Genomic DNA, 22,854 nt, shown 5'->3' with positions numbered 1-22,854 from the left:
TGACACAGAGGGAGTACTCACCTGAATGAGGGAGTACTCGCTCACTGCAAAACTAAATTCCGGGAGACTTTGACGAAACCCACAATACATCAGATTGGTTCTTTTCAGCAGCTTTCAACAGGCTCAACAAAGGAACCGCACGTTTTGCCAGACTGATTTCAGGCTCGCTGTCATCATCCCTGTCTTGCCTCACTGGAGGATTCTTGCTCTGTTCCAATTCAAGGCCGCTTTGTAAATTGTGTAACGCAGCAGGCACCTGATCAGAGGTAAGCGCACCCGGAACTGTTCCACTATGCCCCATTAAAGACAATAATCGTTTTGCAACATCATTAAAGTAGCTAATGTCTTCATAAGCATCGCAACGGAAGGTGATGAACATAAAAATCTCCTTTTTTAATTCTGACCATAGACACGTAATAAATACTCAGCAACAGCGCAGACGCCCATTGCCTCTCCCCCTTCAGGTTTTCCGGGTTTCGAACTGGTATTCCACGCCATCACATCAAAATGCGCCCAGGGAACCGTTTTTGTAATAAAGCGCTGTAAAAACAACGCGGCAACAATAGCTCCAGCATATGGCGCACTACTCGAATTTGCTAAATCAGCAATTGTTGAATTTAATAAATCCTCATAAGCAGCAAACAGAGGCAAACGCCACACCGGATCCAGTGTTTTATTAGCAGCTGCTGTTATCTCTGCAGCCAATTGATCATTATTGGAAAACAAAGCGGCCATCTCAGTTCCCACTGCGACACGCGCTGCTCCAGTTAATGTCGCAAAATCAAGAATCACATCAGGATTGTCTTCACAGGCCTTAACCAGAGCATCAGCTAAAATCAGACGACCTTCTGCATCGGTATTGTCTATTTCAACAGTCAATCCATTGCGCATGGTAAGAACATCTCCAGGACGAAATGCATCGGGACCAATAGCATTTTCAACGGCTGGGATTAAAACCTGCAATCGTACAGGCAATTTTTGTAACATAACCCATTGAGCAAGACCAATCACATGAGCTGCACCGCCCATATCCTTTTTCATCAAACGCATGCCTGATGAGGGTTTTATATCCAGACCACCGCTATCAAAACAAACGCCTTTGCCCACCAAAGTGATCCGAGGGTGTGTGTCATTCCCCCAGGTTAAAGACAACAAACGAGGAGCAGAAGCTGAGGCTCTGCCCACGGCATGAATAGCAGGAAAGTTATCTTTGAGTAACTCATCACCAACCCATTGCCTGAATTGCGCATTATGGGTTTTGGCCAACTCTTCAACTGCTTGAGACAATTGCGCAGGCCCCATGTCACTGGCAGGCGTATTAACCAGATCACGTACTAGATAGATGGATTGTACTAAAGCCAACACGGCGGCAAAATGTTCTTCTTTTAATAATAACAGGCGAGGTTGCACCTCATATTTTTTATAACCTGTAAAACGGTATTGAGCCAATCCCCAGTTAACAGCAGCCCGTTGATTCAATTGTTCCTGTACTTGATAGCTGCCAGGGGGCAATAGAACAGCAGCTTGAGCCAAAGCAGATTCCTGAATTCCACTTCCTGAGCCAACATAGGCTTTATCAACCACACCATCGGCGTTAATAATAACGCAGTAATCTCCCAGTTTGCCCTTAAACTGTCTCAAGGCAAAACAATTTCGCTCTGAGGGGCTTAGATGGTCAACACCCTCTTCCCATTGATTTTGAGAAATTAAATAAAGAGGAATTGCTCTATCATTATGGGTTTCATAAAATAAATCAGCTTGCATCATTCTTATTCCTTCATTTGACCACGGAAATGACTCGGTCTAAGCCCGGAAAGGCCCAAAACCAATAAATACAACACGACTGTTGCTAATACATGCGCCAATAACAAACTTAATCGGGGAATTGGTGGGAAACTTAGCCAATAAGATACCGTTCCACTCATGCAATACAAATATACAGCAATGGCCAGATTTGCTATCACTAATTGCATACTGTATTTCAACCAACCTGGGGACGGTTGAAAGACATCTCTTTTAATTAACAGAAACAATAACAAACCACAATTCACATATCCTGCCAAAGCAGATGCCAAAGTTAAACCAGCATGAGCAAAATGCCAGACAAAAATACAGCATAATAATGTATTCACCACCATGGATATGGCCCCGATCTTAACGGGCGTTTTAATATCCTGTTGTGCATAAAATCCTGAAGCCAAAACTTTAACCATCATAAAAGCAGGAACACCCATTGCAAGAGTAATGAGGCTTTTTTGGGTTTGAATTAAATCATGCACATTGAATTTGCCGTAGGCGAAACAACTGGCAATCAAAGGCATGGCAAATAGTGCCAAACCCAAACCTGCAGGAATTCCAATCAGCAAAATAGATCGCAGTCCCCAATCGAGAGCACGCGAATATTGAGTGAGACTTTGTTCTGCGTGTTTGCGTGACAGGTGAGGAAGAATGACCGTTGCAATAGCGACTCCAAACACCCCTAAAGGAAAATCCGTTAATCGGTCCGTGTAATACAGCCAGGACACACTCCCTACTTTTAAAAAGGAAGCAAAAATGCTGTCAACCATAAGATTGAGTTGAGCGATTGAGACGCCAAATAAGGCTGGAATCATAAGCTTAAGCACTTTATTAACCCCGGGATCATCTCGAACGATTTGGGGTTTTATTAATAAATTCCGCTGATATAAGAAAGGGAGCTGAAACAGTAACTGCAAAATACCAGCAATCAATACCCCCCAGGCCAGGCCAACAACCGGCTGAGGTAAATTAGGACATAAATAAATAGCCGCTACTATCATACTGATGTTCAGCAAAACCGGAGTAAATGCAGGTACTCCGAAATATCCGTAGGTGTTGAGTATTGCACCAGCCATCGCAGTTAAAGACACAAGCATCAAAAATGGAAATGTAATCCTTAACATTTCAGTCGCCAAATCGGCACGAACACTGTCGTGGCTGAATCCGGGAGCGAATAAAAAGATAATAACAGGCGCAGCAATAATCCCGACCATAGTAACCAACGTAAGAATGGCACTTAAATATCCTGAAATACGGGCAATAAACGCACGAACATCTTCTGGGGAGCGTGTTTTTTGGTATTCAGCCAAAACCGGAACAAACGCCTGGGCAAAGGCCCCCTCTGCAAAAAGACGCCGCATAAAATTGGGTATTCGAAACGCCACAAAGAAGGCATCCATTCCTGCCTGGGCACCAAAAAAATTGGCAAGAACCATATCACGTACAAATCCTGCCATCCGAGAGACAAAGGTCATTACTGAAACTAAAGTAGTCGATCGTAATAAACTTTGTTTTTTTGGTACCATAATATCCGTCGCTGACATGTCGTTAAGTATAAAAAAGTAAATTTCTCCTATGATATACCTAATTTATTAAAGTTACATCAAGGTCTATATTGACAAATTCTAACTCATTGTGCATGATCACCATCTTTTGTATTATCTGAATGAGTGGAGATTTCTAAGTGGCCAATATTAAATCAGCAATCAAACGTGCCCGTCAAAACGTAAAACTGCGCCAACACAACGCCAGTGCACGTTCCATGTACCGCACATATATTAAAAATGTGCTTAAAGCGGTAGAAGCTGGTGATCAAGAAGCTGCACGTGCTGCTTTTACCAAAGCACAACCAGTGATCGATAAAGCCGCAAGCAAAGGCTTGATTCATAAAAATAAAGCTGCTCGTATTAAAAGCCGTCTGGTCGCTCGTGTTCAAGCGATGGCTGCTTAATCCAGTGTTTCCGTCGCTCTAAGTTCGAAAACACCCGAACCGGCAATGCCGGTTCGGTCCTTTCTATTAATATCCCAGCCCATTACTATCTTCTGTATCGATCACACGTTCATTCTCATACCCTAAAGAAGCATCCGCTTGACCTGAAAGTCTTGGCATGTTTTGTAACCTGTTGAAAAATCCATAAAAACCAGTAACACTTGTTGGCAAGAATAACGCAACATGATGTAATGCTCCCATCTGCTCAGCCACATCCAAATTTCCTCTCATGCTTTCTAATTTCCGATTAAATTGATTAAGCTCCGATTCTGTAGCCTGTAATATTGTTTGGTATTCCTCGAAAATCGCATCTTGTGGTATTTGATTTTGATCTTGAACCAAAGTTGTGATTTCATTTATCCTTGAATCCAAACACACTATTGAATCCTTTGCAGGATGCAGTACGGCATCGACCCCGAATATACCAGTTAACAATTGATGAAATATGGCATGCCAGGGAAGGTAGGCGGTGAACATTCTAACCAGCCTGTTTCGTGAATCGTTTTGCAATTCATAAGCCACACTGACAGTGGAGACCAAATAGTGTAAGGTCTCATCAAATTGCCTCATTCTGATGTTAATTTGAGCCTGGTTTAAATGAATCAATCGATTAACGTCTACGTTGGCATGGTGAAATTGCTGCCTTGCTTGTTGTAAACGGGAAGTATAGCAACGCACTGTCTCCACACCCTTCTCTACAAAGCGCCACTCATTATTCATACTGACGCCCATAGCATGTGCCAGCTTTAAACCACTAAATGAAACATGAAACTCCAACGGAGATAAATAATCTTCTAATTGGTACAAGAGATCAAAAACTGTAGTTAATTGGCTTAAACAGACTAAATGAGCACCAGGATCGTCAACAACGGGATGATATACACTTCGATAATGATGATCCTCAGACAATTCATTCACAACGTCGAGTGCTGATGAATCACGTGCCTCTAAAGATGATGAAGCAACACTCATGGAATGCAGTAACTGATCCGCTCTGACAAGAGGAACATTACCTTCTTGCAGCTTCCGCTGCATCTCATCTCTGTTTGCTGAACTTACAGCGTTCCGCCAATTACTTTTAATAGCTTGAAGCATGTCATCATGTTGAGCATCAATCCATGTTTCAGCTGAGGTGATTAATTGATTTCTGATCCATTTAATCCGTTCGAGTAATTCTGATAAGTTCAAATACATCCTATTGTGCTCACTTGTTTGATAAAGTGTGCTTAGTTTACCCTTGCGGTGTTTTTCTTTCAATCAACAGGATAAATTTTGATCTAAAGCTCATTGAATAAAACTGAACTTCCTGGTATTCGAATCAAGGTGCAAAAAATTTTTATATGATATTAATAAGTTAGGACTTAGAGACAAACCTGGAGCCCGTGAAGAATCTCCTGATGCTGGCTCGTGCCTTGATCAGGAGATCACTCGTTTGACATGGGATGACATCATATCTCTATGAACGTACCGTGTACTTTAATGAGCGTTATCTGGGACTGTAAGATTCCCTATGTGACTCATGATTTGAATACAAATTCTCTTCCGGTACGGAATACTCATCGTCAGAAAGTTCGTCTTCAGAGTCCTCATCGACACAATAGTTACGTCCTATAATTCGACAGAGCGCTCTTTGATCATTCTCTGATAAATAACTGACTACAGCTTCCAGGGGATTTTCATCAATCAACTCAGCCTGTCCATCACTAGAGCTTGCTTCACTCTTCTCATCCTCAGAATTTATCGCAAAAAGAGGTTCAATTGGCAGTGTTTTATCAATTTTCATACGATGAACCATGGCCATATAGAGGCTGTTAAACAACAATTCCGCGTGCTTGATTTTTTCTTGTAAACTCAGCTCGGCTTTGCTTCTCGGTAAGGAAAGCAATGAATAAAAAAATCCCTGTACACCCGTTATAGATGGTTTGTCATCTTTAGGTTTGATTTTAGAGAAATTTTTATAACACATAATCACTTGATTAATTAAAGCATCTTTATTAATTTGAAATTCTTCAGGCACTTGAGCATTTCTGAGTAGCCACTCAAGCTGCTGCAATTTCCTCACTACGGATTTAACTTTTGGACAATAGTCCTTATCAATCGTCAATAACTTGATTGTATCAGGGGATAATGCTTCAACTTCCTGCGGGGGAACAGTCCAATATAATCGCACACCCGGATCCTGAGAATCGCGATAATAGACTTTATCCCCGGATTTCTTTTCATGCTGCCTTAAAGGCCCCGTGCTGTGCAAAAATATTGTTTCCATTGGTCCGCTGTATCGAGGCACAGTGGGATGTTTGCCTCCATCGGTAAGGCGGTTAATTTGCTCATCTGAGAGCACGTGCCTCAACAAGGCCACACTCTGCGTTTTGCATGTATTGGATTCAGCAAAACTTGGACCTGACCATCCCCAGGATAATCGCACCTCAAAAGGTTTAAGTCTGGGTTCTCGCTGATCTTGTGCTGCTCGGATTTTCTCCCATTTATAAATGTCGGGAGAATGTTGTTCAAAAGGATAGATTCGTGTTTCTTTTGGAGATTTCCCTTTAATTCGCAAAGGTTCAACAATTTCGTTAATCGCATTGTTTTGCTCTTCGACCATTTCCAAACATTTGGCCTGCAAATGATCAAATTGTTCTTTGGTTAATTCAAATGTAGCTCCATGCAACCCACGCCCAAGATCCAGATACCTTATTTCTTCATGCCGCAACATGCCATGATTACCGACCAAATCAACGTCCAACCCGATCTTTATTTTTAATGTATTGGTCCATGAATTATCACGTTGAGTGGTAGGTAAACCATAAAAGCCCCAATTATCAACTACCTCAAGCTGTTTGGTCTCTTCATCCATTCTGGAAAGCAATATACAACTATGCCATAAAGGATTTGCGCCCGCTTCACCATCAAAGGTACAAAAAGTAACCGCATACTTCATATTACCATCCTCATTGTTCATCCCACTACTTAAAAAAAGCAAACTCATCCCAATCAGTTCAATGTAGAGCTCATTACTGAAACAAGTTTACAACCTGAAGTACTAATGCCCCTTCAACTCGATTGTGAGCAAATATTAGAAAAGAGGCAATAATTTTTTTCTGGCAGGAACTAGAGAAAGCCCCTGAATAAGGGGCTAGATTGAATAAGAGTATTTTAGCCAAACACCATCAAACAGGCTTAACTGTAAATTCGTGTTAACTTGGCTTGATTTAACTGCTCATAAGTACGTTTGGCCGGAACAAAATTAGGATACTGAGTAACCAATCGTTGTAAAATCATACGTGATAAAACCTCATCTCCCCGATTCCATTCATTCAAGGCTTCGAGGTAGATCAAATCAACATTTGAACCATCCAACAGAGGTGCATCATTTAACTGGACTGGTTCCACATAACTTACCCGCGCCTGATTTTGAGCATCCAATCGACGCAATACCTTTCGAGCTTGCATACTGCCATTTTCACTGGCCTGCTCCAACAATTTCCTGCCTTTTTCGGCTGATTGCTCGCCCGCCGTACCCTCAATATAGTAAGTTCCCAATTGGTATTGAGCATATGCATTTTGTCGTTCGGCAAGTTTTTCATAAATCCCTGCTGATATTTTGGGATCTTTTTCTACCCCCAAACCATAATGGTACATTCTCGCGAGAGCCAACATAGCCTTTTCATTTCCTTTATCAGATGCTTCTTTGTAATATTTTAAAGCATCAGGAAAATCCAGTTTGGTAGCGACACCCGTTTCTGACAAAAGGCCAAGAGAGTAAAGGGCATTGCTATTACCCAGCTCAGCAGCTTTCTTATACCAGGATAAAGCTTGTTGTGTGTTTCGAGGTTGACCCCAACCATAAAAATACATACCCCCCAGCTGATTCATTGCTTCATCAACACCTTTATCCGCTGCAGAGGTAAATAAAGCTTTGGCTTTTTGATAATCAACTGGAACTCCTTTACCATACTCATACATCAAGGCCAGGTTATATTCACCTAAAGCATCACCTTGTTCAGAAGCTGCTTCATAGGATTTCAAGGCATCAGAATAATTATCATCTACAGTTTCATAAATAAAACCTAAAGCAACTGAGGCCTTGGGTAACTTGGAAGCCGCTTTTTGGTACCAGGATTTTGCTAAATTATAATCAGGCTCTCCAACTTCGCCCAATTGGTAAAATTGACCTAATAAATATTGAGCTTCTGGATTACCTTGCTTAGCTGCTGCAAGATACCAGCGTTCAGCAACAACAGGATCTGGTGCTGCTCCAAGACCTTTATCCATCATATATGCCAATTTCAACTGGGCATACTGATCTCCTTTTTCAGCCAAACCTGAATAGATTTCCCTGGCCTGGTTCATACTGTCTGTATCATTATTTTCAGCAAGATAATAATCCGCTAAAACAATTCCTGCATGACTGTTGCCTAAACGATAAGAAGTGATTAAGTCAGGTAAAAAATCTTCTTTATCTTGTTGTTTTAACACCGCCATATTGAAATCTGAATAAGAGAATTGAGCTTGTGCTGATTGCCTCAGTAAACTTAAGCCTTTTTCTTTATCCTGAGCGACGCCTTTACCTTCAGTTGTATAGGTACCCATAATGAATTGACTCACTGGATTTTGGCCAGATTGCTGGTACCAATATATCGCTTTAGCTGGATCTGCGCTAATTCCAATGCCACGATCATAGAGCATTCCCAATAAGAGAGCCGCTTTTTCATCCCCAGAATCAGCTTGACTTTCAGCTACTTTAAAGGCTTCAGCCTGTTTTTGTTTGTCCGTATCCATAGCGTTATAGTAAGCCAATGGCAACAAGGCTTGAGCAACGTGATTCGCCGCTGCGCCCTGATACAATTGACGAATTAATGCGATTTTATGTTTTTTAACATCAACACTCAAACCATCATTGTATTCACGAGCCAAATACTCAGCCAATTGATATTCTGCTGGGCCATAGTTATTTGCCGCGGATAGATAGAGCATGGACATAGCCTGTTCATGATTGGGCTGGATGTACAACTTACCATCTGGTCCTGCCTTTCCTTTCTCTAATAATCTGGCAAGAGCATATTGAGAGCGTTTATTACCCTTAAAAGCAGCGTCGGTTAACCAATTTAACCCGGTTTGGTAATCAGCCTCATCTTTTGCATGTTCTAGATAAAGAACACCCAGATTATATTCAGCGCCCAAATGCTGTTGTTCCGTTGCATTTTGGTAAAAAATAATCGCTGCCTGTTCATTTTGAGCCACCCCAATGCCATATTGAAACATTTGGCCAATTTCAAATTGTGATTGCGCATCACCTAATATGGCTCGGAAATACATTTGATTAAACACAGACATATAATTTGCCTGTTTTTGCCACCCTTCGGTCCAAATATCCATTAAATCACCACTGATGTTATCATCTTCGGTGTAATAACTGGCATCGGTATAAGGTGCGGGTAAATTATTTTTTGCTACAACAGGGCTATAAGCCCTTTCTAATGCTTCGATTTGATTATTGAGATGATAGATAGGAAATGCCCACTCATTGTCTTTTAACTCAACCTGTTTACTGATCAACGCATCATAATAAGTATTAATAGGTATTTCATTAGGTTGTGTTAATTCAAACTGAGGTTTAAATAATTCCTGACGGGTAATTACGTCAAGTTGAGGTGGTTGATTATAAGTATTATTTCTTAGTCCCGCCGGGTTTTTCCAAGGACTGAAGATCCCGCTCATCTGATACGAAGTTTCATCCAACTTATCCGTTTTATCATTACTTAACCATAAAGCCATTTGAGTCTGAGGGGATGTTTGAGAGGATTTTTTCGCATCTTCAGCAGCTTGATCCGCCCACTGTTTGGCTAATACTTCATCAGAATTGACGCCAATACCCTTCTTGTAAAGATTAGACAGATCGCTTTTTGCCTCAACTAACCCATCCTGAGCGGCTTTCAAAGTCCATAAGAACCCGTTTTTGGGATCATAAATTGGGCTTTTTTCCAGTAAATAAGCATGGGCCAACTGCAAATAAGCTTCCGGACTCTTTTGACTGGCAGCCTTATTAAACCATTGCAAAGCCAGATCGTACTCATTTTGCGCCAAAGCCACTTGACCAAGCTCTATCATTGCAGGAACATAATTTTGTGACGCAGCCTGATTCAATAAATCCAATGCCTTGGGAACATCTTTGGGAACCAGTTTACCTACAAAATTAATACTTCCCAATTTGGTTAATGCTTTAGGATTACCGCTATTCGCTGACTTTGCTAACCAGATCAGTCCCAATTTGTTATTGGATGAATGACGGCTGTCAATGAAATTTTCTGCCAAAGCATATTGAGCCACTGAATTACCGCTTTTTGCTGCATCAATATAATAACGAGAGGCAACATCCACATTTTTCTTAACGCCATAGCCATACAAATAAGCTGCGGCCATATACATTTGAGCATTTACATCGCCTGCAGCAGCAGCTTGCTTAAACCAGCGGGCGGCCTCTTCTGGATTTTTAACCTGGAACAAGCTGTATTTAGCCATTAACTGCACCGCAGGTAAATAACCTTTTTCTGCAGATTTGTTAAAATAACGCATAGCCAGGCTGTTATTCTTTAACTGCCCATAGCCGTAAAGATACAACCGGCCCAAATAATAATCCGCAACGGCATCTTGGCCTGTCCTGTTCATTAAAGGCTCGGCAGCTTTATTATAATTACCTAATCTATAGGCATTAAACTCATCATCAGCAAATACTTGTTGACTGGCTGATGCAACAACCAAACATATCCATGGTACTAATGATTTCATGAAGATTCCCCTCTTTTCATGGCACTTTATACTCCAGGTATAATGCCATAATGTACGACTTCACTGACGGCCCCGTTTCTTGAATTACTATCTACTATCCAGAAATTTCCTTTATTATTCAATCCAAATTTCACATTGACGTACTCACATACTTTAATTGTATCAGCACAGTCCAAAATTTTGCCATATGAAGTCTTACCATCACCTAAAGTACAAATATACTTCAACTCTCTCTCTCCTGTTGCCAGAACAGCCCAGGAATTCGCTTTGATCGTGTGATTAAAGCGCGTGGAATATTCACTTTCCTTATCCCTCATTTGATACAAACTGACCGATTGAGGCAATTGATTATAAAAGAAGTACATGGATTGTAATGCCCCTTCTTTACCTGGATAAAGTGACAACACTTTGAGACTTTGTTTGAATCCTACAGGTGTGCATCCAATAGGGAATTTATTATTATCTTTCTTCTCACCCTTTTCTTCAGAAGCAGTAACCTTCTTCGTAGGAGCGGCTTGAATTGAGGTAAAATAAAACACCCCTGATAAACATATGATTGCAACTGAAGCAATTCCTCTATTTATTATTCTATTCATGATTTTTTCTCGCTGTCGTTTAACGGACGCACAATAACTTTTGTACCCATAAAGTTATTTCGTTCATTGGATAATTGAACAAAATTCTCATTTAACCATTTGGCATCTTGAATAAACATACGCACACAGCCATGACTTGCTCGTTGCCCAGGAATATCGTCCGAACCATGAAGAGCAAATCCTTTATGAAAATACATGCAATAAGGCATTTTGGCTCCACCTTTGCCGATCGGGAACACATCGGAGGTACACTTGACATTTTCTTTGCTGAACACCCTGAAAATACCGGTTAAAGTACGGCATGACTTGTTCGAATCAGAGCATTTATCCCTACCCGAAGAAATTGGTCCCCACCACACCAGATAACCTTCAGCATCATAAGCAGCCCAGGCAAGTTTTTCCTGGTCTACAATGATTTGCTTTTCATTTTCTCCTTCAATTTTTAACGGGAAAGGAGATATATCAAAAATCGTAATATTGGCTAAGTTTCTGGGTACGGCAATTTCTCTTCCTGCCCATAAATAGTTATAACTGCGATTCACTCTTTGTACCAAATCACGCTGGACGGGATCGGGAAACAATTTTTCCCAGCTCTCTCCTCCAGCTACCTTGATACATTCGTATTGAGGATATCCACACAACGCTGTTCCATAAAAATTTGCAGCATTTGCCACAGCCGCCATTGACATCATGAATGCTGTTAGAAGTATTTTTTTCATGGTGTCTCCCCCTCATGCCTATTTTTATTATATTTACATGCAAGATTTGTGCTTAAAATTAAAATATTTTGTTTTTAGCTTATTTATTTTGCACTTACATTCTTTTCGGTCATTTCAATAATAAGTTTAGACCTAATACAAAATTTATAATTTATGTCTATATTTAAGTTAGCACTGATTGGATAAAAGATATGGATAGTCCAAGTAATCATTATGAAACACCTACATTGAGCAAAAGAATCAATACGTCTGCGCTGGAGCACTCTATTAAAAAATTAATAGGCACAACGCAAGATGGCATTATTGCTTTTGACATGCAGGGAAAAGTCATTGCCATGAATGAAGAAGCAGCCAGGGTATTTGGACAAGACCATAACAAACTCATAAATCAATTGTTCTGGAACCAATTTAAACTGAATACCTATTCTCGTAAACGGCAATTTATTACAGCGCGTAAATTCTTTCAGCTAGCTAAAGAAGGAATCACGCAACATTTCACCTGGATTGAGCGTATCTCCCAAAAACCGATCACTGCTTATAATATTATGATAAATAAAACAGAATTACACGGAACTTCTGTTATTTTTGCGCGGCTTAATAATATTTTACAAGAGAAAATAATTGAGTGGGTTTTATGGTCTTTGGCCCAAATAAGCAATCACAGCGAAGAAAATGCTATTTTTGACGACATCCTGAAAATAATAAGCGATGCCTTCTCGGCTGATTATGCTTCAGTATGTCTGGTTGATAGTCATGGCATAGCTCATACTGTCAGTTACTATGCTTTTGGCAAAAAAGAAGAGAATATAAGTTACTCTCTCATTGAATCTCCTTGTAACCAAGTGATATCGCAAAAAGCCGTCTGCCATTTTAATGACATTCAACAGCAATTTCCCAATGATAATCTATTAAATGAAATGAAAGCACATTCCTATCTGGCTGGGCCAATTATCAATACCCACAATGATGTAGTCGGGCTGCTCAGTATTCTCACCATCCGAAATTTAGAAATGAACAGCCTGCATGACACGCTATTTCGCTTATTCCTGGGTAGAATTAATTTAGAAATTGAACGTTTATTAAACCAAAGACGCTTGCAATTTTTAGCCAGTATTCCCAAGCAGGATCCAAATCCGGTTATAAGAATTCTACCGTCTGGAGAGGTCATTTTTGCTAACAATCAAGGAAAAATAATATTAAATCATTGGAAAGAACTACATTCAGGTATACCTAAATCATTGCTGAACGAAGCCCACAGGGCTCGAGACACCAATCAGGTGATACGAATAGAACTTGAGGCAGATTCTAAAATCTATTTATTCACACTGATTTGGATAGCGGAATTCAAGCAAATCAACATTTACGGAACTGATATTACCCAGCTTAAATCAACCGAACAAAGCATGCTGAATTTAGCTCGTTATGACACCCTGACTCAAATAGCCAACAGGCAATATTTTGAGGAACAACTGATCGAAAATATCTACGAGCATCAACTTAAAGGGAAAAATCTGGGATTGCTTCTGATTGATCTGGATAATTTTAAAATAATTAACGATACCATGGGACATCCCATTGGTGACAAACTGTTGAAGGCAGCAACAAAACGTATGGTGCGTTGTATCAGAAAGAACGATTTTATTGCTCGTATAGGTGGGGATGAATTTATCGTATTAATACACCATGCAACGATCGATTCAGCTGAGGCAATTGCAGATAAAATCATAACGGTGCTGTCCAGAAGTTTTCAATTTGGCGAGTATCAAATGAAAATATCCGCCAGTATCGGGATAGCGCTTTATCCCGATAGCGGTGAAAGCCCTAGCGATCTGTTAAAACATGCGGATCTGGCGATGTATCAGGCGAAAAAAGCAGGGAAAAATAATTTTGCTGTTTTTTCGAGATCCTTGCATTTTATTCAAAATAAACGCAATGAGGTCATTAAAAAAGAACTCAAATCAGCGGTTGCAAAAAATGAGTTGTACATTGATTACCAGCCACAAATAGATATTATCGCGAATAAAGTGGTAGGTTTTGAGGCCTTATTACGCTGGCATCATCCACAAGAAGGCCTAATCCTGCCTGGGGAGTTCATCCCGGTAGCAGAACACACCGGATGTATTCATCTCATTAGCCAATGGTTAATCGAACAATCATTACAGGATTACCGTTCCATTCTCGCATCCAAATTTGATGGAAAATTATCCATCAATATTTCATTCTCTCAATTAAACGATCCTCGATTCCTGGATTCGTTAAATGATAATTTAAAACAATTCAACATCCCTAACAATCAAATTATACTGGACATTTCAGAGCGAATTATTGCCCCCCATTTCAATAAAATATCCAAATCACTGAGAAAGATACATCAAAGCGAGATCAAAATATGCCTCGATAACTTTGGCAGCCCCCAAGTGTCCCTTCCCAAACTATTATCATTACCCCTGGATTACCTGAAACTGGATCAACAATTACTGACAGGGATTGGAAAAACCTCAAAAATCCGAATGCTACTGAAAGGGATAGTTCAATTAGCCAAAGATCTTAATATTCAATGCCTCCAGAAAGGAATTGAAACAGAACAACAACATGAAATGATTAAATCCACTGGATGCCAATACGCTCAAGGTTTTTATTACTCTAAGCCAATTCCTTTTTCAGAACTGCAAAAATACATTAATACGCATTCCTCTTCTAATAAATAATCAGAGGCATTTTAAAAAAATCCCAACGTGCTGGCACATTATCAATGCATCGATGCTGCTTGATCTATTCACATGATGTCACTTGACCCGGCAAATTCTGTTCTCAAGCGGCAATTTTGCGCCTCCCCCAAGGAAGTATGGTAATTGTCGTCTATTCTCAATGAAACAAGAGATTAGTCCCCATAAACAATAAACAAGCCATAACTGCATTTGCCCGATGACCAACCATTTCGTGGCACCACATCAAAGGCTTTTAATTTCAAGTGTTCGATGATGAATAGTCATCCTCTGAAAACGTCCTGACTGATTTTAATTTTTGCCTCATTTAATAATTTATTAAGATTTCTAATGTATCATATTCAAACAATTGTCTTTAATTTGCTCTTTTAGCACTCAGGATGTCCACCATGTCAGATTCCGCAAAGAAAGTGTATCAATATAATCCTCATCTTCATGTCAAAATTTGGCTGAGTAACAAACCCGGTATTTTTATGAATACTGAGAATCAGATGCGATTAATCAGCATGCGTGAAAAAAACCCCACTGATTCAATTAGCCTGATTTATGATTCCTCCTTGCTAAACGAACAAGCGATCAAAAATTTATACCGCTTCTGTGCAGAACATCGAATTACCCCCGTTGATGCGCATCAATTTCCTGAGAACCTGACAACAGAAAATGAAAAAAAATTATATGAATTTTATAGAGATGAGATTACTCATCTCAATGAAGGTGGAAACCTTGCTGTTGCCAGCGACATACTCAGATGGTTATCACCTGTTTATTCTCTAGGGACATATACCGATTTTGATGTCCCTGTCGATACGTCAAAACTCCCTGCACGAATTAGCGTTAAAGCACCGCTGTTATTGAATATCGGCAGTTTACGAATCCGAAATAAAGACATCATTTTATCTAACAATGATTACATTGCCATAGCTGATCCCAATGCTGCGCAAGAAGAAATCGAAAAAGTGCAACAAGGAATAATTCAGGTATTAAGTCAATACACCAATGATTTTATTGAAAATACAGAAGAAGAGTTTGGCAGGGGAAGTTATTTAAATAAATACCTAATCAGTTTTATGAGAAATCGATCCGAGTCGATTTACATCGCTCGCTCTAAAAATATATTTACCCAAGGAGAAGAACCATCCTCACGAGAACTAAGAAAATACATTAATGAAATAATGAATGATCCAATCAAATTTCTTGATTTCAACAAAGTTTCTGCAGACGAAACGCATCAATCTGTAACGCAACGATTAAGAAAGGAATTAAAGGATCAGCTTGGATTCTTTAAATGGTTATTCTTTAGAAATGAATACTATGAAATTAAAGGGGCGCTGCAACAGTCTGATGAGAAACTATTGGCTTACCTCATGAAAAAGGAACGTACCCTGTATCTGAAGTCTATAGTAGTCTGTACCACTGGACCAATAGCAATTGCGAAATTCTTATTCAACGGTTATGTTTTTAATTCCATTGATTTTGATCATTTCATTCAACAATACTCCTTCAATCACTACGGGTTGAAAAAAGCATTTCAATCGCAAAACTCCATATCAATGCGGGAGAGCGTATTTGGGATGATGACCTTTTTAGGCTCGGAAGATGGAAAGCTCAATGATTCCTCCTGGTTGGAAACTGGAGCACAATTACAAAAATCCCGTGGAGAACTTCTGGAAATTCAAAAAAATACATTTGAAAAAGAATTGCCAGGCCTGTTACACACGACTCGAAAAAACGTGGAACAACACATCAAAAATCTCGAGTCCAATTTAACTGGCTTTTGGGGATTATTTTTCCCAAGAAGAAAACAGGAAAAAATCAAGGCACTCCAACAGGTTTTAGCGTGTTTTCAAAATGATATTTTTGATACGAATCAATTCAGAGATGCTGTAAAAGACATCCACTTGAAAAAAGACATAGTGTATGCAGGCCTTTTTTACAGTCAGACCAAAAACCTCATTGAATCGCTTGAGAAAAACTGTATGACTGCCATCGTTTTTGGCCTGACTACCAACAGAACCATTTCCCTTAAAGAAGAACCTAAACATGTTCCTGTAGCGACTCAACCCAAGGTCAATCCAACTGAAGCGGGCAATGAGCCAGTTCATACACCAGGACTTGGTTTATTTGAGAAGACAGAACATTCACCAACTCCAGTTCCAAGCCTAGCAACGAGTGAGTGTCGATTAAATAGATAAATTTGAATTAAGAATCAATCCTGTTGGGAGGCTATGCCACAGGATTGTTTCAGGTTCATAAAAAATTAATTAATGTAATTTGAGTAAGGAACTATACCGTGGCATTATTCTTTGAAACGCAAAACAAATTAAAAGAATTAATTGATCATTGTCATGAATTCGAAGGTAAATATTATTTATTACCTCTTTTTGAACATCTCGTAAAATCAGAGCGTTCCCCTGAAGATATTGAACCTATTGCACGCCACTTAATTTCACTCATCAAAAATATAAACGACTTAAAAAATCCTGAAATCCCCTTAAAAGAACAATTTGAAGCCTTAAAACAAATTTCTAAAAATTACAATGCCTTACTTAAAGAAACCGGTGCTCATGGTATCTTGTATCAATCCAAACAAGCTCTATTGAAGCTCGGCGGCTTTATCATTGGATTAATTACCGGGGTGTTTGGCGCGGTGGTAGGTTCTATTTCGCTAACCATCAGTGATATTTTCAATTTCCGTTTGCCTACAGGTTTATTTATAGGAGCATTCACCGGATTATTGGTTGGCTTTGTGCTGGGTAATCGCGCCCCCCACTCGCTGCTTAAAGAGAGTGAAACTCGACTTATCCGCCATACAGTCAGGAAACTGGAAACTTCTTTTGAATCTCTAATGACCTCGGTAAACCATGATTACATGAATGAAATAAAAGATGAGGTTCTGAATGACTATTTTTCTGGTGATTCAGAGCGATTCAACGAGTTCTTGAAAACAAAACAACGCTATGAAATTTTGGGAATTGAGGCTGAATTTTTTAGCCCCAAATTAAAAGGTACTCTTGGGCATCATAGTTTTATCAAATTCACTATAAATGATGTTCTTGATAAGCCTAAACTGATTGAAATGGGAATACCATCCAATGAAGTAACTGAATTCTCCCAACGCGAATCCAGAGAAACCACTGGAGAACAATTAATCAAAATGCTTGCCATGCACAGAATTTTACAAGATCAATATGAACTCCGCCTCGATAATCTCGTTAAATTTTATAATCTCTACGAAGTAGGCATCAATGATTGCCATACCTATGTTGATAAAATTTTAATCTCTGTTGATGAACCAGTAAGCCAAGTAAAACGCTTTACTTCCTCGGATAATGTCTTTGGGCATATCATTGGCAGCTTACTGAACTTCTTTAATCCTTTACCAGAAAACAAATACAATAATGGTCCTGTTTTTGATGAAGCTGCTGAAGAACAAGCTCAACACGATTTAAAACAGATTAATGACAGCCCACGTTAACACAACAATGTTCTGAGTTTTCAAAAAGTATGTTCTTTTGTACGTTGAAAATGACCTGATAAACTTTGATGCTCTTTGGCTTATTCCTTGGGATAAAAAATAAACGTTGTTATTCTTAACCAATTCTGACAAGTAAGAGCATCATTTCACCTAATCCACTCTATCAGACCATGTCATGGTGAACTTTTTTTAATGAAATTCGCCACTATCTATTCTTAATAATGATTTTAAATGAATAAGTAACTGGGGGAATGAAGTATAACCAGCAGCCTCGTTGAGATGCCCGCCATTAGGAATAATAATTTTTCTGGCCAGCTCAAAATTTTATGTAGCGGTTCAAAAAATATATTTCCTTGAATAAAATTTATTTATTACATAAAGAAATGTCATTGCAAGCGTTAGCGAAGTAAATCGAATCTTCGCTAACATGTTGTACTGCTTCACTTCCTTCGCAAAGATGACTTATTTGTAACGAATTAAAAATTCATTCACAGAATTTAGGTCTCGTAGATTATTTTTTTCACTAATTCTGCTAGGTATTTAACGTGAGGGGCAAAAAACATGGTTTCATGAGTTCCAGGAACCAAATTCACTTCAAGTTGACCACTTATAATCTTTTTCCACCCATTATCAAACGAATCTACCGTTGCAAATTGCGGCCATAACTCATTGGCCTTGAACAAGATGGCATCACAATCTATAGGGGAAGGTTTATAGCTGAGTAATAAATTCCTTCTGTATTCTTCTAAAGCAGTCAAGCGGAATAATTCGTCTGATGGCAGGTCAGAAATTTTATGGGTAAGCATATCTAGTGTATTATGTTGCATCAAAGTAGATGGATAGTGTAGCCACCCATCAAATATACCTAAAAATTGTATGTCCATTCCCCGTGTTTTCATGTGATGAGCCATAGCAAAAGCTAAATTTGCGCCAAAGGATGCTCCGCCAAGACAGATTCTCTTTCCAGAGTACTTATGAGCAATGCATTCAACATAATATGTTGCCATCTCTTCAAGCGACGAAAATTTAATATTAGAATCATTAAGACGAGGATCCTCTATTCCATAAACCGTTAAATCTCCCTGTAATTCTTGTGCTAATTGTTGATACCAAAATACGCTGCCTCCAATTGGATGAACCAAAATAAGCGGTATTTTATGTGCTCCACAAGACAACTTGATAAGTGGTGAATTATTCTGAGTTCTCAGATGAGATATTTCAGAGTGTTCCTGCTCATTTAATCTATCATCCAGATATGAGGCTAATGAGCGCACCGTTGGAAACTGAAACAATAAAGATAAATGAATTTCTACTGAAATCAGTCTTTTTAGTTGCCCCATAATATGCAATGCGGTTAAGGAATCACCTCCTATTGAAAAAAAATCATCATCTAGGTGAATATCTTTCATATGAAATGATTCTTTCCAACATTCAAGGCATAGACGCTCCATTTCAGTCATTAAGGTATCATTTTGAATGAGATCATAAGACACCACCCTGCCAGATTGCTTTTCAAGTACATCAAAATTAATCTTTTCGTTTTCTTTAAGAGGGATAAAATCAACCAGATAATATTCTTTTGGATGCATGTATGAAGGTAAATACTCCGATAAGAAGTGCTTCAACTGTTTAACAGTAAGCAACTTATCTTCGCTTACCAAATAGGCTCGCAACATTTTATTATTTGTATTTTCATTGCAAATCACCACTACCGCTTGAGATATGTGCTCATGCTTCATCAAGATAGATTCTATTGCAGCCAACTCTATCCGATAACCATGCAATTTAACCTGGTGGTCGTTTCGTCCAAAAAACTGCACTACACCATCAGGTAACCAACTCACTAAATCCCCTGTTTTATATACTCTATCTTTACCATTAAAGGACACTTCAATAAATTTTTTACAGGTTAGATCGGGTTTATTAAGATAACCCAAGGAAACCTGATACCCTCCAATACATAACTCTCCTTTCATACCGATAGGACATAAATTCATAAATTTATCGACTATGTAGCACGAACTATTGAAGGCAGGCTGTCCAATTGGAACCACTGTACCGGTCAATGTCTTGTTAGATGGCACACGGAAAGAGGTAACTGAAACGGTAGTTTCTGTTGGACCGTATTCATTCACTACGTGACAATCAGGACATAAGCTCATCCATTTCTTGACCTCTTCGATATGAACCGTATCAGCCCCAAGCATTAAGTATTTTAAATGATGAAGTGTTTTTATTTCATCTGGGTGCTGTAACAAAAGATCCAAATATCCTGGGGTTAATTCGGTATGCGTTATCTTATGTTTTTGTAAATGCTTCAAATACAATTCAGGACTCATCTTCTGATAATCGGAACATACCGCTAAAGCCCCACCATACATCAACGGAGCTAAGGTACATGGAATGGATAAATCAAATGCAATGGAGGAGGAAAAATCAATGATGGAATCTTGATTAAAATCGGTCGTTTGAGTAAACCAGTGGCAATAATTAATGACATTAAGATGAGATATCATCACGCCTTTAGGGATCCCGGTTGTACCAGAGGTAAACATATAATAAGCAATATCGTTCTTTTCTAAGGGAATTACCTCAATAGGGGATGCATTTTCGCAAGGCTTATTAGAGAGGAGATCAGAGGTCAGGTATATCCTAACTGACTCATCATCTTGAAAATGATCATTGAGTATTTTAGCAGACTCTTCGTTACTAAAAATGCAGTTAATCTTTGCTTCCTTTAAAATCAGTTCGATTTTTTTAAATGGATATTTTCTATCCAAAGGAACATAAATACATCCTACCCTTAAAATTCCAAGTATTACTGGAAGCATCTCTTTTGAACGCTCCATATAGATGCCCATGGGAGTCTGTGGAGGAATATTCAATAACCTTATAAAATTCGCGACTGATTCTGCCCAATTCCATAAAGTATGATAAGTAATGACTTGTTGCTCTGAATAAAGTGCCGCAGCATTCGGCCTTTTCTTCACTTGTTCGTGAAACATGGAGTATATAGATTGAGAAGGCAATTGATGCTTCTCACCAAATCCCCATAAATAAATATGACGGCGCTCCATTGGGGTAATCAGTTCAAATTCATTTATGCGTAACTTTGGGGCTTCTAAAATCAGATGAAGTATCTGCGAGAGATGCTCAGGAGCGTGGTGTATCAGGGATTGTAAACCGCCCTGTTGATAATCCAAATCTAATTTATGAAAAAGATTCAATTCTGATGTTTGTTCATTTAATTCAAAATGCATTACCGAGCATTCAGGAATTGTTTGAGTGTTATCTTGAGATATTCTGAGCGTTATAACAGGTTCAATAAATACCTCTTCAAGTGAGGGATAACGAACTAATAAATCAATGAGATACGGTGCTCTTTGAGTCAAGGACTCCACTTTGTTTTTTACAAACGCCAGTGTATCACCAAAAGTATTGTCTGCTTGGAGATCAACTGAAAGCGGAAGTTTATCTCCAAATAAATAGCGTCCAGCATATGCCCCCACTGGCTCTGGTGATTTTAATAAAAAACATGAACAGCGCTCATAATCATTGAGCCGATATAAATAAACCAATACGGTAGCAATGAAAGTGACACTCAATAACTCATCATCAAAACCCTTAAAGGAAATACAGCCAAACTGGTTCATTTCTTGTTTTTTTACATAAGCACGTTCAGAAAAAAGAGAGTGTTCAACAACCTGTCGAAATTCGTTTATCCAATACGCTTCTTGATTTAGCGATTGTATATAATAGTGACTCAGCTCATTAAGTTCATGTAACTGAAAACAAGCTAAATGCGATCCAATTTGCATCCCATATTCTTGTGCACATTCTAAAGGTGTAATTACTTTTCCTGAAGAAGCGCGACATTCCTTAATTAATAAGGTACCGCAGCTGGTTGCCAATTCTATTCCCTGCTCATCAGCAGCAATGATTTCACCTGGTTTGGCTTGAGTTGAGTGTGTATTAGTCTGTTCCATAGACGAAATAATTAACGAAGTAGTTTGAGTGAGCAACTTAAGTGTTCCAACATGATTAGGATAGTGGCCATGTGCTAGTGCCCGAAACATACGAACTATGAATTCAGCAGATGTATTCCAATCAATAAAACCCAATTGAGGAATAACTTTATCTTTACCATAATAACTTCGTCCAGCAGCGGATTGCTTCCAAAATTTTAACTGATTAGATTCCAGGTTATCCAAAAGAATATTGAATCCTATGACCGCCTCCTCAAAACACCTTAAATTTAAACTCAATGCTGTGTTATTTTCTGAAGAAAACGATTTTTGATAAACAATATCGCCAGCATCAATTCTTTCATTCATAAGATGCCAGGTGATGCCGTGCATAGGTTCATTATTTAAGATAGACCAGGTTGTTGCATTCAAACCGGCATAGGCTGGAAGCAAAGAATCATGATAATTAAAGGCAAAATGGCGCACACATCGAAGATGCCTGGCGTTTAGAAGGTGACCATTCACTATACTAAATAGATAATCAACCCTGGGTTGTGTTTCAGATAAATCATATTGAGCTAAGGATATGCAAGGGATTTTATTTTTCTTACACCAAAATTGAATGACTTCAAATGAGGATATTACAGTCTTGATAGTGTACTGTCTTTGAACCAGTATCGTGGCGCATTCGATTAATAGATTATCATCACCAATCAAAATGCAAGTCTTATTTTCCATTACGCCCCCTTTCGACTACAATTAAAGCATGTTATCAAAATAATAGCCAGTTTTCATAATAC

13 protein-coding genes are annotated in these 22,854 nt (G+C 38.9%); 4 read left to right on the top strand and 9 right to left on the bottom strand.

Features of this window, described 5'->3' with window-relative positions; all coding sequences use genetic code 11:
• Nucleotides 1-52 precede the first annotated feature (52 nt).
• The 3 genes from G543_RS0102655 to murJ are packed head-to-tail and all read right to left on the bottom strand — an operon-like array spanning nt 53 to nt 3,341.
• Nucleotides 53-379, bottom strand: coding sequence for a DUF1840 domain-containing protein (locus G543_RS0102655; RefSeq protein ID WP_028383151.1), 327 nt, complete (start codon nt 377-379; stop codon nt 53-55).
• 14 nt (nt 380-393) lie between these two features.
• Nucleotides 394-1,764 carry a leucyl aminopeptidase family protein gene (locus G543_RS0102650; RefSeq protein ID WP_028383150.1) on the bottom strand — a complete coding sequence of 457 codons (1,371 nt, stop codon included), beginning with the start codon at nt 1,762-1,764 and terminating at the stop codon, nt 394-396.
• Nucleotides 1,765-1,769: 5 nt separating this feature from the next.
• Nucleotides 1,770-3,341 (bottom strand): murein biosynthesis integral membrane protein MurJ, encoded by a 1,572-nt coding sequence (gene murJ / locus G543_RS0102645; RefSeq protein WP_028383149.1) that lies wholly within the window; start codon nt 3,339-3,341, stop codon nt 1,770-1,772.
• A gap of 140 nt (nt 3,342-3,481) precedes the next feature.
• Here murJ and rpsT point away from each other — a divergent pair, with 140 nt between their 5' ends.
• Nucleotides 3,482-3,748: a 30S ribosomal protein S20 gene (gene rpsT, locus G543_RS0102640; RefSeq protein ID WP_028383148.1), complete on the top strand. Its 267-nt coding sequence runs from the start codon at nt 3,482-3,484 to the stop codon at nt 3,746-3,748.
• 66 nt (nt 3,749-3,814) lie between these two features.
• Here the strand turns inward: rpsT and G543_RS0102635 are convergent, their stop codons facing one another.
• The 5 genes from G543_RS0102635 to G543_RS0102615 form a co-directional block, all read right to left on the bottom strand.
• The gene (locus G543_RS0102635) at nt 3,815-4,975 is read right to left on the bottom strand and encodes a hypothetical protein (protein ID WP_133141334.1); all 1,161 of its coding nucleotides are present in this window, start codon (nt 4,973-4,975) and stop codon (nt 3,815-3,817) included.
• A gap of 298 nt (nt 4,976-5,273) precedes the next feature.
• On the bottom strand, nt 5,274-6,725 hold the full coding sequence (locus G543_RS0102630) for a hypothetical protein (RefSeq protein ID WP_028383146.1): 1,452 nt from the start codon (nt 6,723-6,725) through the stop codon (nt 5,274-5,276).
• Nucleotides 6,726-6,964: 239 nt separating this feature from the next.
• Nucleotides 6,965-10,573, bottom strand: coding sequence for a tetratricopeptide repeat protein (locus tag G543_RS0102625; RefSeq protein ID WP_028383145.1), 3,609 nt, complete (start codon nt 10,571-10,573; stop codon nt 6,965-6,967).
• 26 nt (nt 10,574-10,599) lie between these two features.
• Nucleotides 10,600-11,169, bottom strand: coding sequence for a hypothetical protein (locus tag G543_RS0102620; protein ID WP_028383144.1), 570 nt, complete (start codon nt 11,167-11,169; stop codon nt 10,600-10,602).
• A complete protein-coding gene (locus tag G543_RS0102615) occupies nt 11,166-11,888 on the bottom strand; it encodes a L,D-transpeptidase (protein ID WP_028383143.1) in 723 nt (240 codons plus the stop codon). The genes G543_RS0102620 and G543_RS0102615 overlap by 4 nt, the downstream gene beginning before the upstream one ends.
• A gap of 191 nt (nt 11,889-12,079) precedes the next feature.
• Here G543_RS0102615 and G543_RS0102610 point away from each other — a divergent pair, with 191 nt between their 5' ends.
• The 3 genes from G543_RS0102610 to G543_RS0102600 all read left to right on the top strand — a co-directional run bounded on the left by G543_RS0102610 (nt 12,080) and on the right by G543_RS0102600 (nt 18,089).
• The gene (locus tag G543_RS0102610) at nt 12,080-14,596 is read left to right on the top strand and encodes an EAL domain-containing protein (protein WP_028383142.1); all 2,517 of its coding nucleotides are present in this window, start codon (nt 12,080-12,082) and stop codon (nt 14,594-14,596) included.
• Nucleotides 14,597-15,003: 407 nt separating this feature from the next.
• Nucleotides 15,004-16,806: a glycosyltransferase family 88 protein gene (locus tag G543_RS16915; protein ID WP_115343451.1), complete on the top strand. Its 1,803-nt coding sequence runs from the start codon at nt 15,004-15,006 to the stop codon at nt 16,804-16,806.
• A gap of 98 nt (nt 16,807-16,904) precedes the next feature.
• The gene (locus tag G543_RS0102600; RefSeq protein ID WP_028383141.1) at nt 16,905-18,089 is read left to right on the top strand and encodes a hypothetical protein; all 1,185 of its coding nucleotides are present in this window, start codon (nt 16,905-16,907) and stop codon (nt 18,087-18,089) included.
• 497 nt (nt 18,090-18,586) lie between these two features.
• Here the strand turns inward: G543_RS0102600 and G543_RS0102595 are convergent, their stop codons facing one another.
• Complete coding sequence (locus tag G543_RS0102595) at nt 18,587-22,792, bottom strand: amino acid adenylation domain-containing protein (RefSeq protein ID WP_028383140.1); 4,206 nt, start codon at nt 22,790-22,792, stop codon at nt 18,587-18,589.
• Between the last annotated feature and the right edge of the window lie 62 nt (nt 22,793-22,854).

This window comes from Legionella moravica DSM 19234 (genome assembly GCF_000423305.1).
Classification (GTDB): domain Bacteria; phylum Pseudomonadota; class Gammaproteobacteria; order Legionellales; family Legionellaceae; genus Legionella; species Legionella moravica.
The sequence above is the reverse complement of the archived record's forward strand: the minus strand, read 5'-3'. Positions and strand labels throughout refer to the sequence as shown.

Excerpts from the sequence above, each read along its gene's own strand:
- G543_RS0102650 (WP_028383150.1), bottom strand. The coding sequence starts at position 1,764 with ATGCAAGCTGATTTATTTTATGAAACCCATAATGATAGAGCAATTCCT.
- G543_RS0102625 (WP_028383145.1), bottom strand. The coding sequence starts at position 10,573 with ATGAAATCATTAGTACCATGGATATGTTTGGTTGTTGCATCAGCCAGT.
- murJ (WP_028383149.1), bottom strand. The coding sequence starts at position 3,341 with ATGTCAGCGACGGATATTATGGTACCAAAAAAACAAAGTTTATTACGA.
- G543_RS0102615 (WP_028383143.1), bottom strand. The coding sequence starts at position 11,888 with ATGAAAAAAATACTTCTAACAGCATTCATGATGTCAATGGCGGCTGTG.
- G543_RS0102630 (WP_028383146.1), bottom strand. The coding sequence starts at position 6,725 with ATGAAGTATGCGGTTACTTTTTGTACCTTTGATGGTGAAGCGGGCGCA.
- G543_RS16915 (WP_115343451.1), top strand. The coding sequence starts at position 15,004 with ATGTCAGATTCCGCAAAGAAAGTGTATCAATATAATCCTCATCTTCAT.
- G543_RS0102655 (WP_028383151.1), bottom strand. The coding sequence starts at position 379 with ATGTTCATCACCTTCCGTTGCGATGCTTATGAAGACATTAGCTACTTT.
- G543_RS0102620 (WP_028383144.1), bottom strand. The coding sequence starts at position 11,169 with ATGAATAGAATAATAAATAGAGGAATTGCTTCAGTTGCAATCATATGT.
- G543_RS0102595 (WP_028383140.1), bottom strand. The coding sequence starts at position 22,792 with ATGGAAAATAAGACTTGCATTTTGATTGGTGATGATAATCTATTAATC.
- G543_RS0102610 (WP_028383142.1), top strand. The coding sequence starts at position 12,080 with ATGGATAGTCCAAGTAATCATTATGAAACACCTACATTGAGCAAAAGA.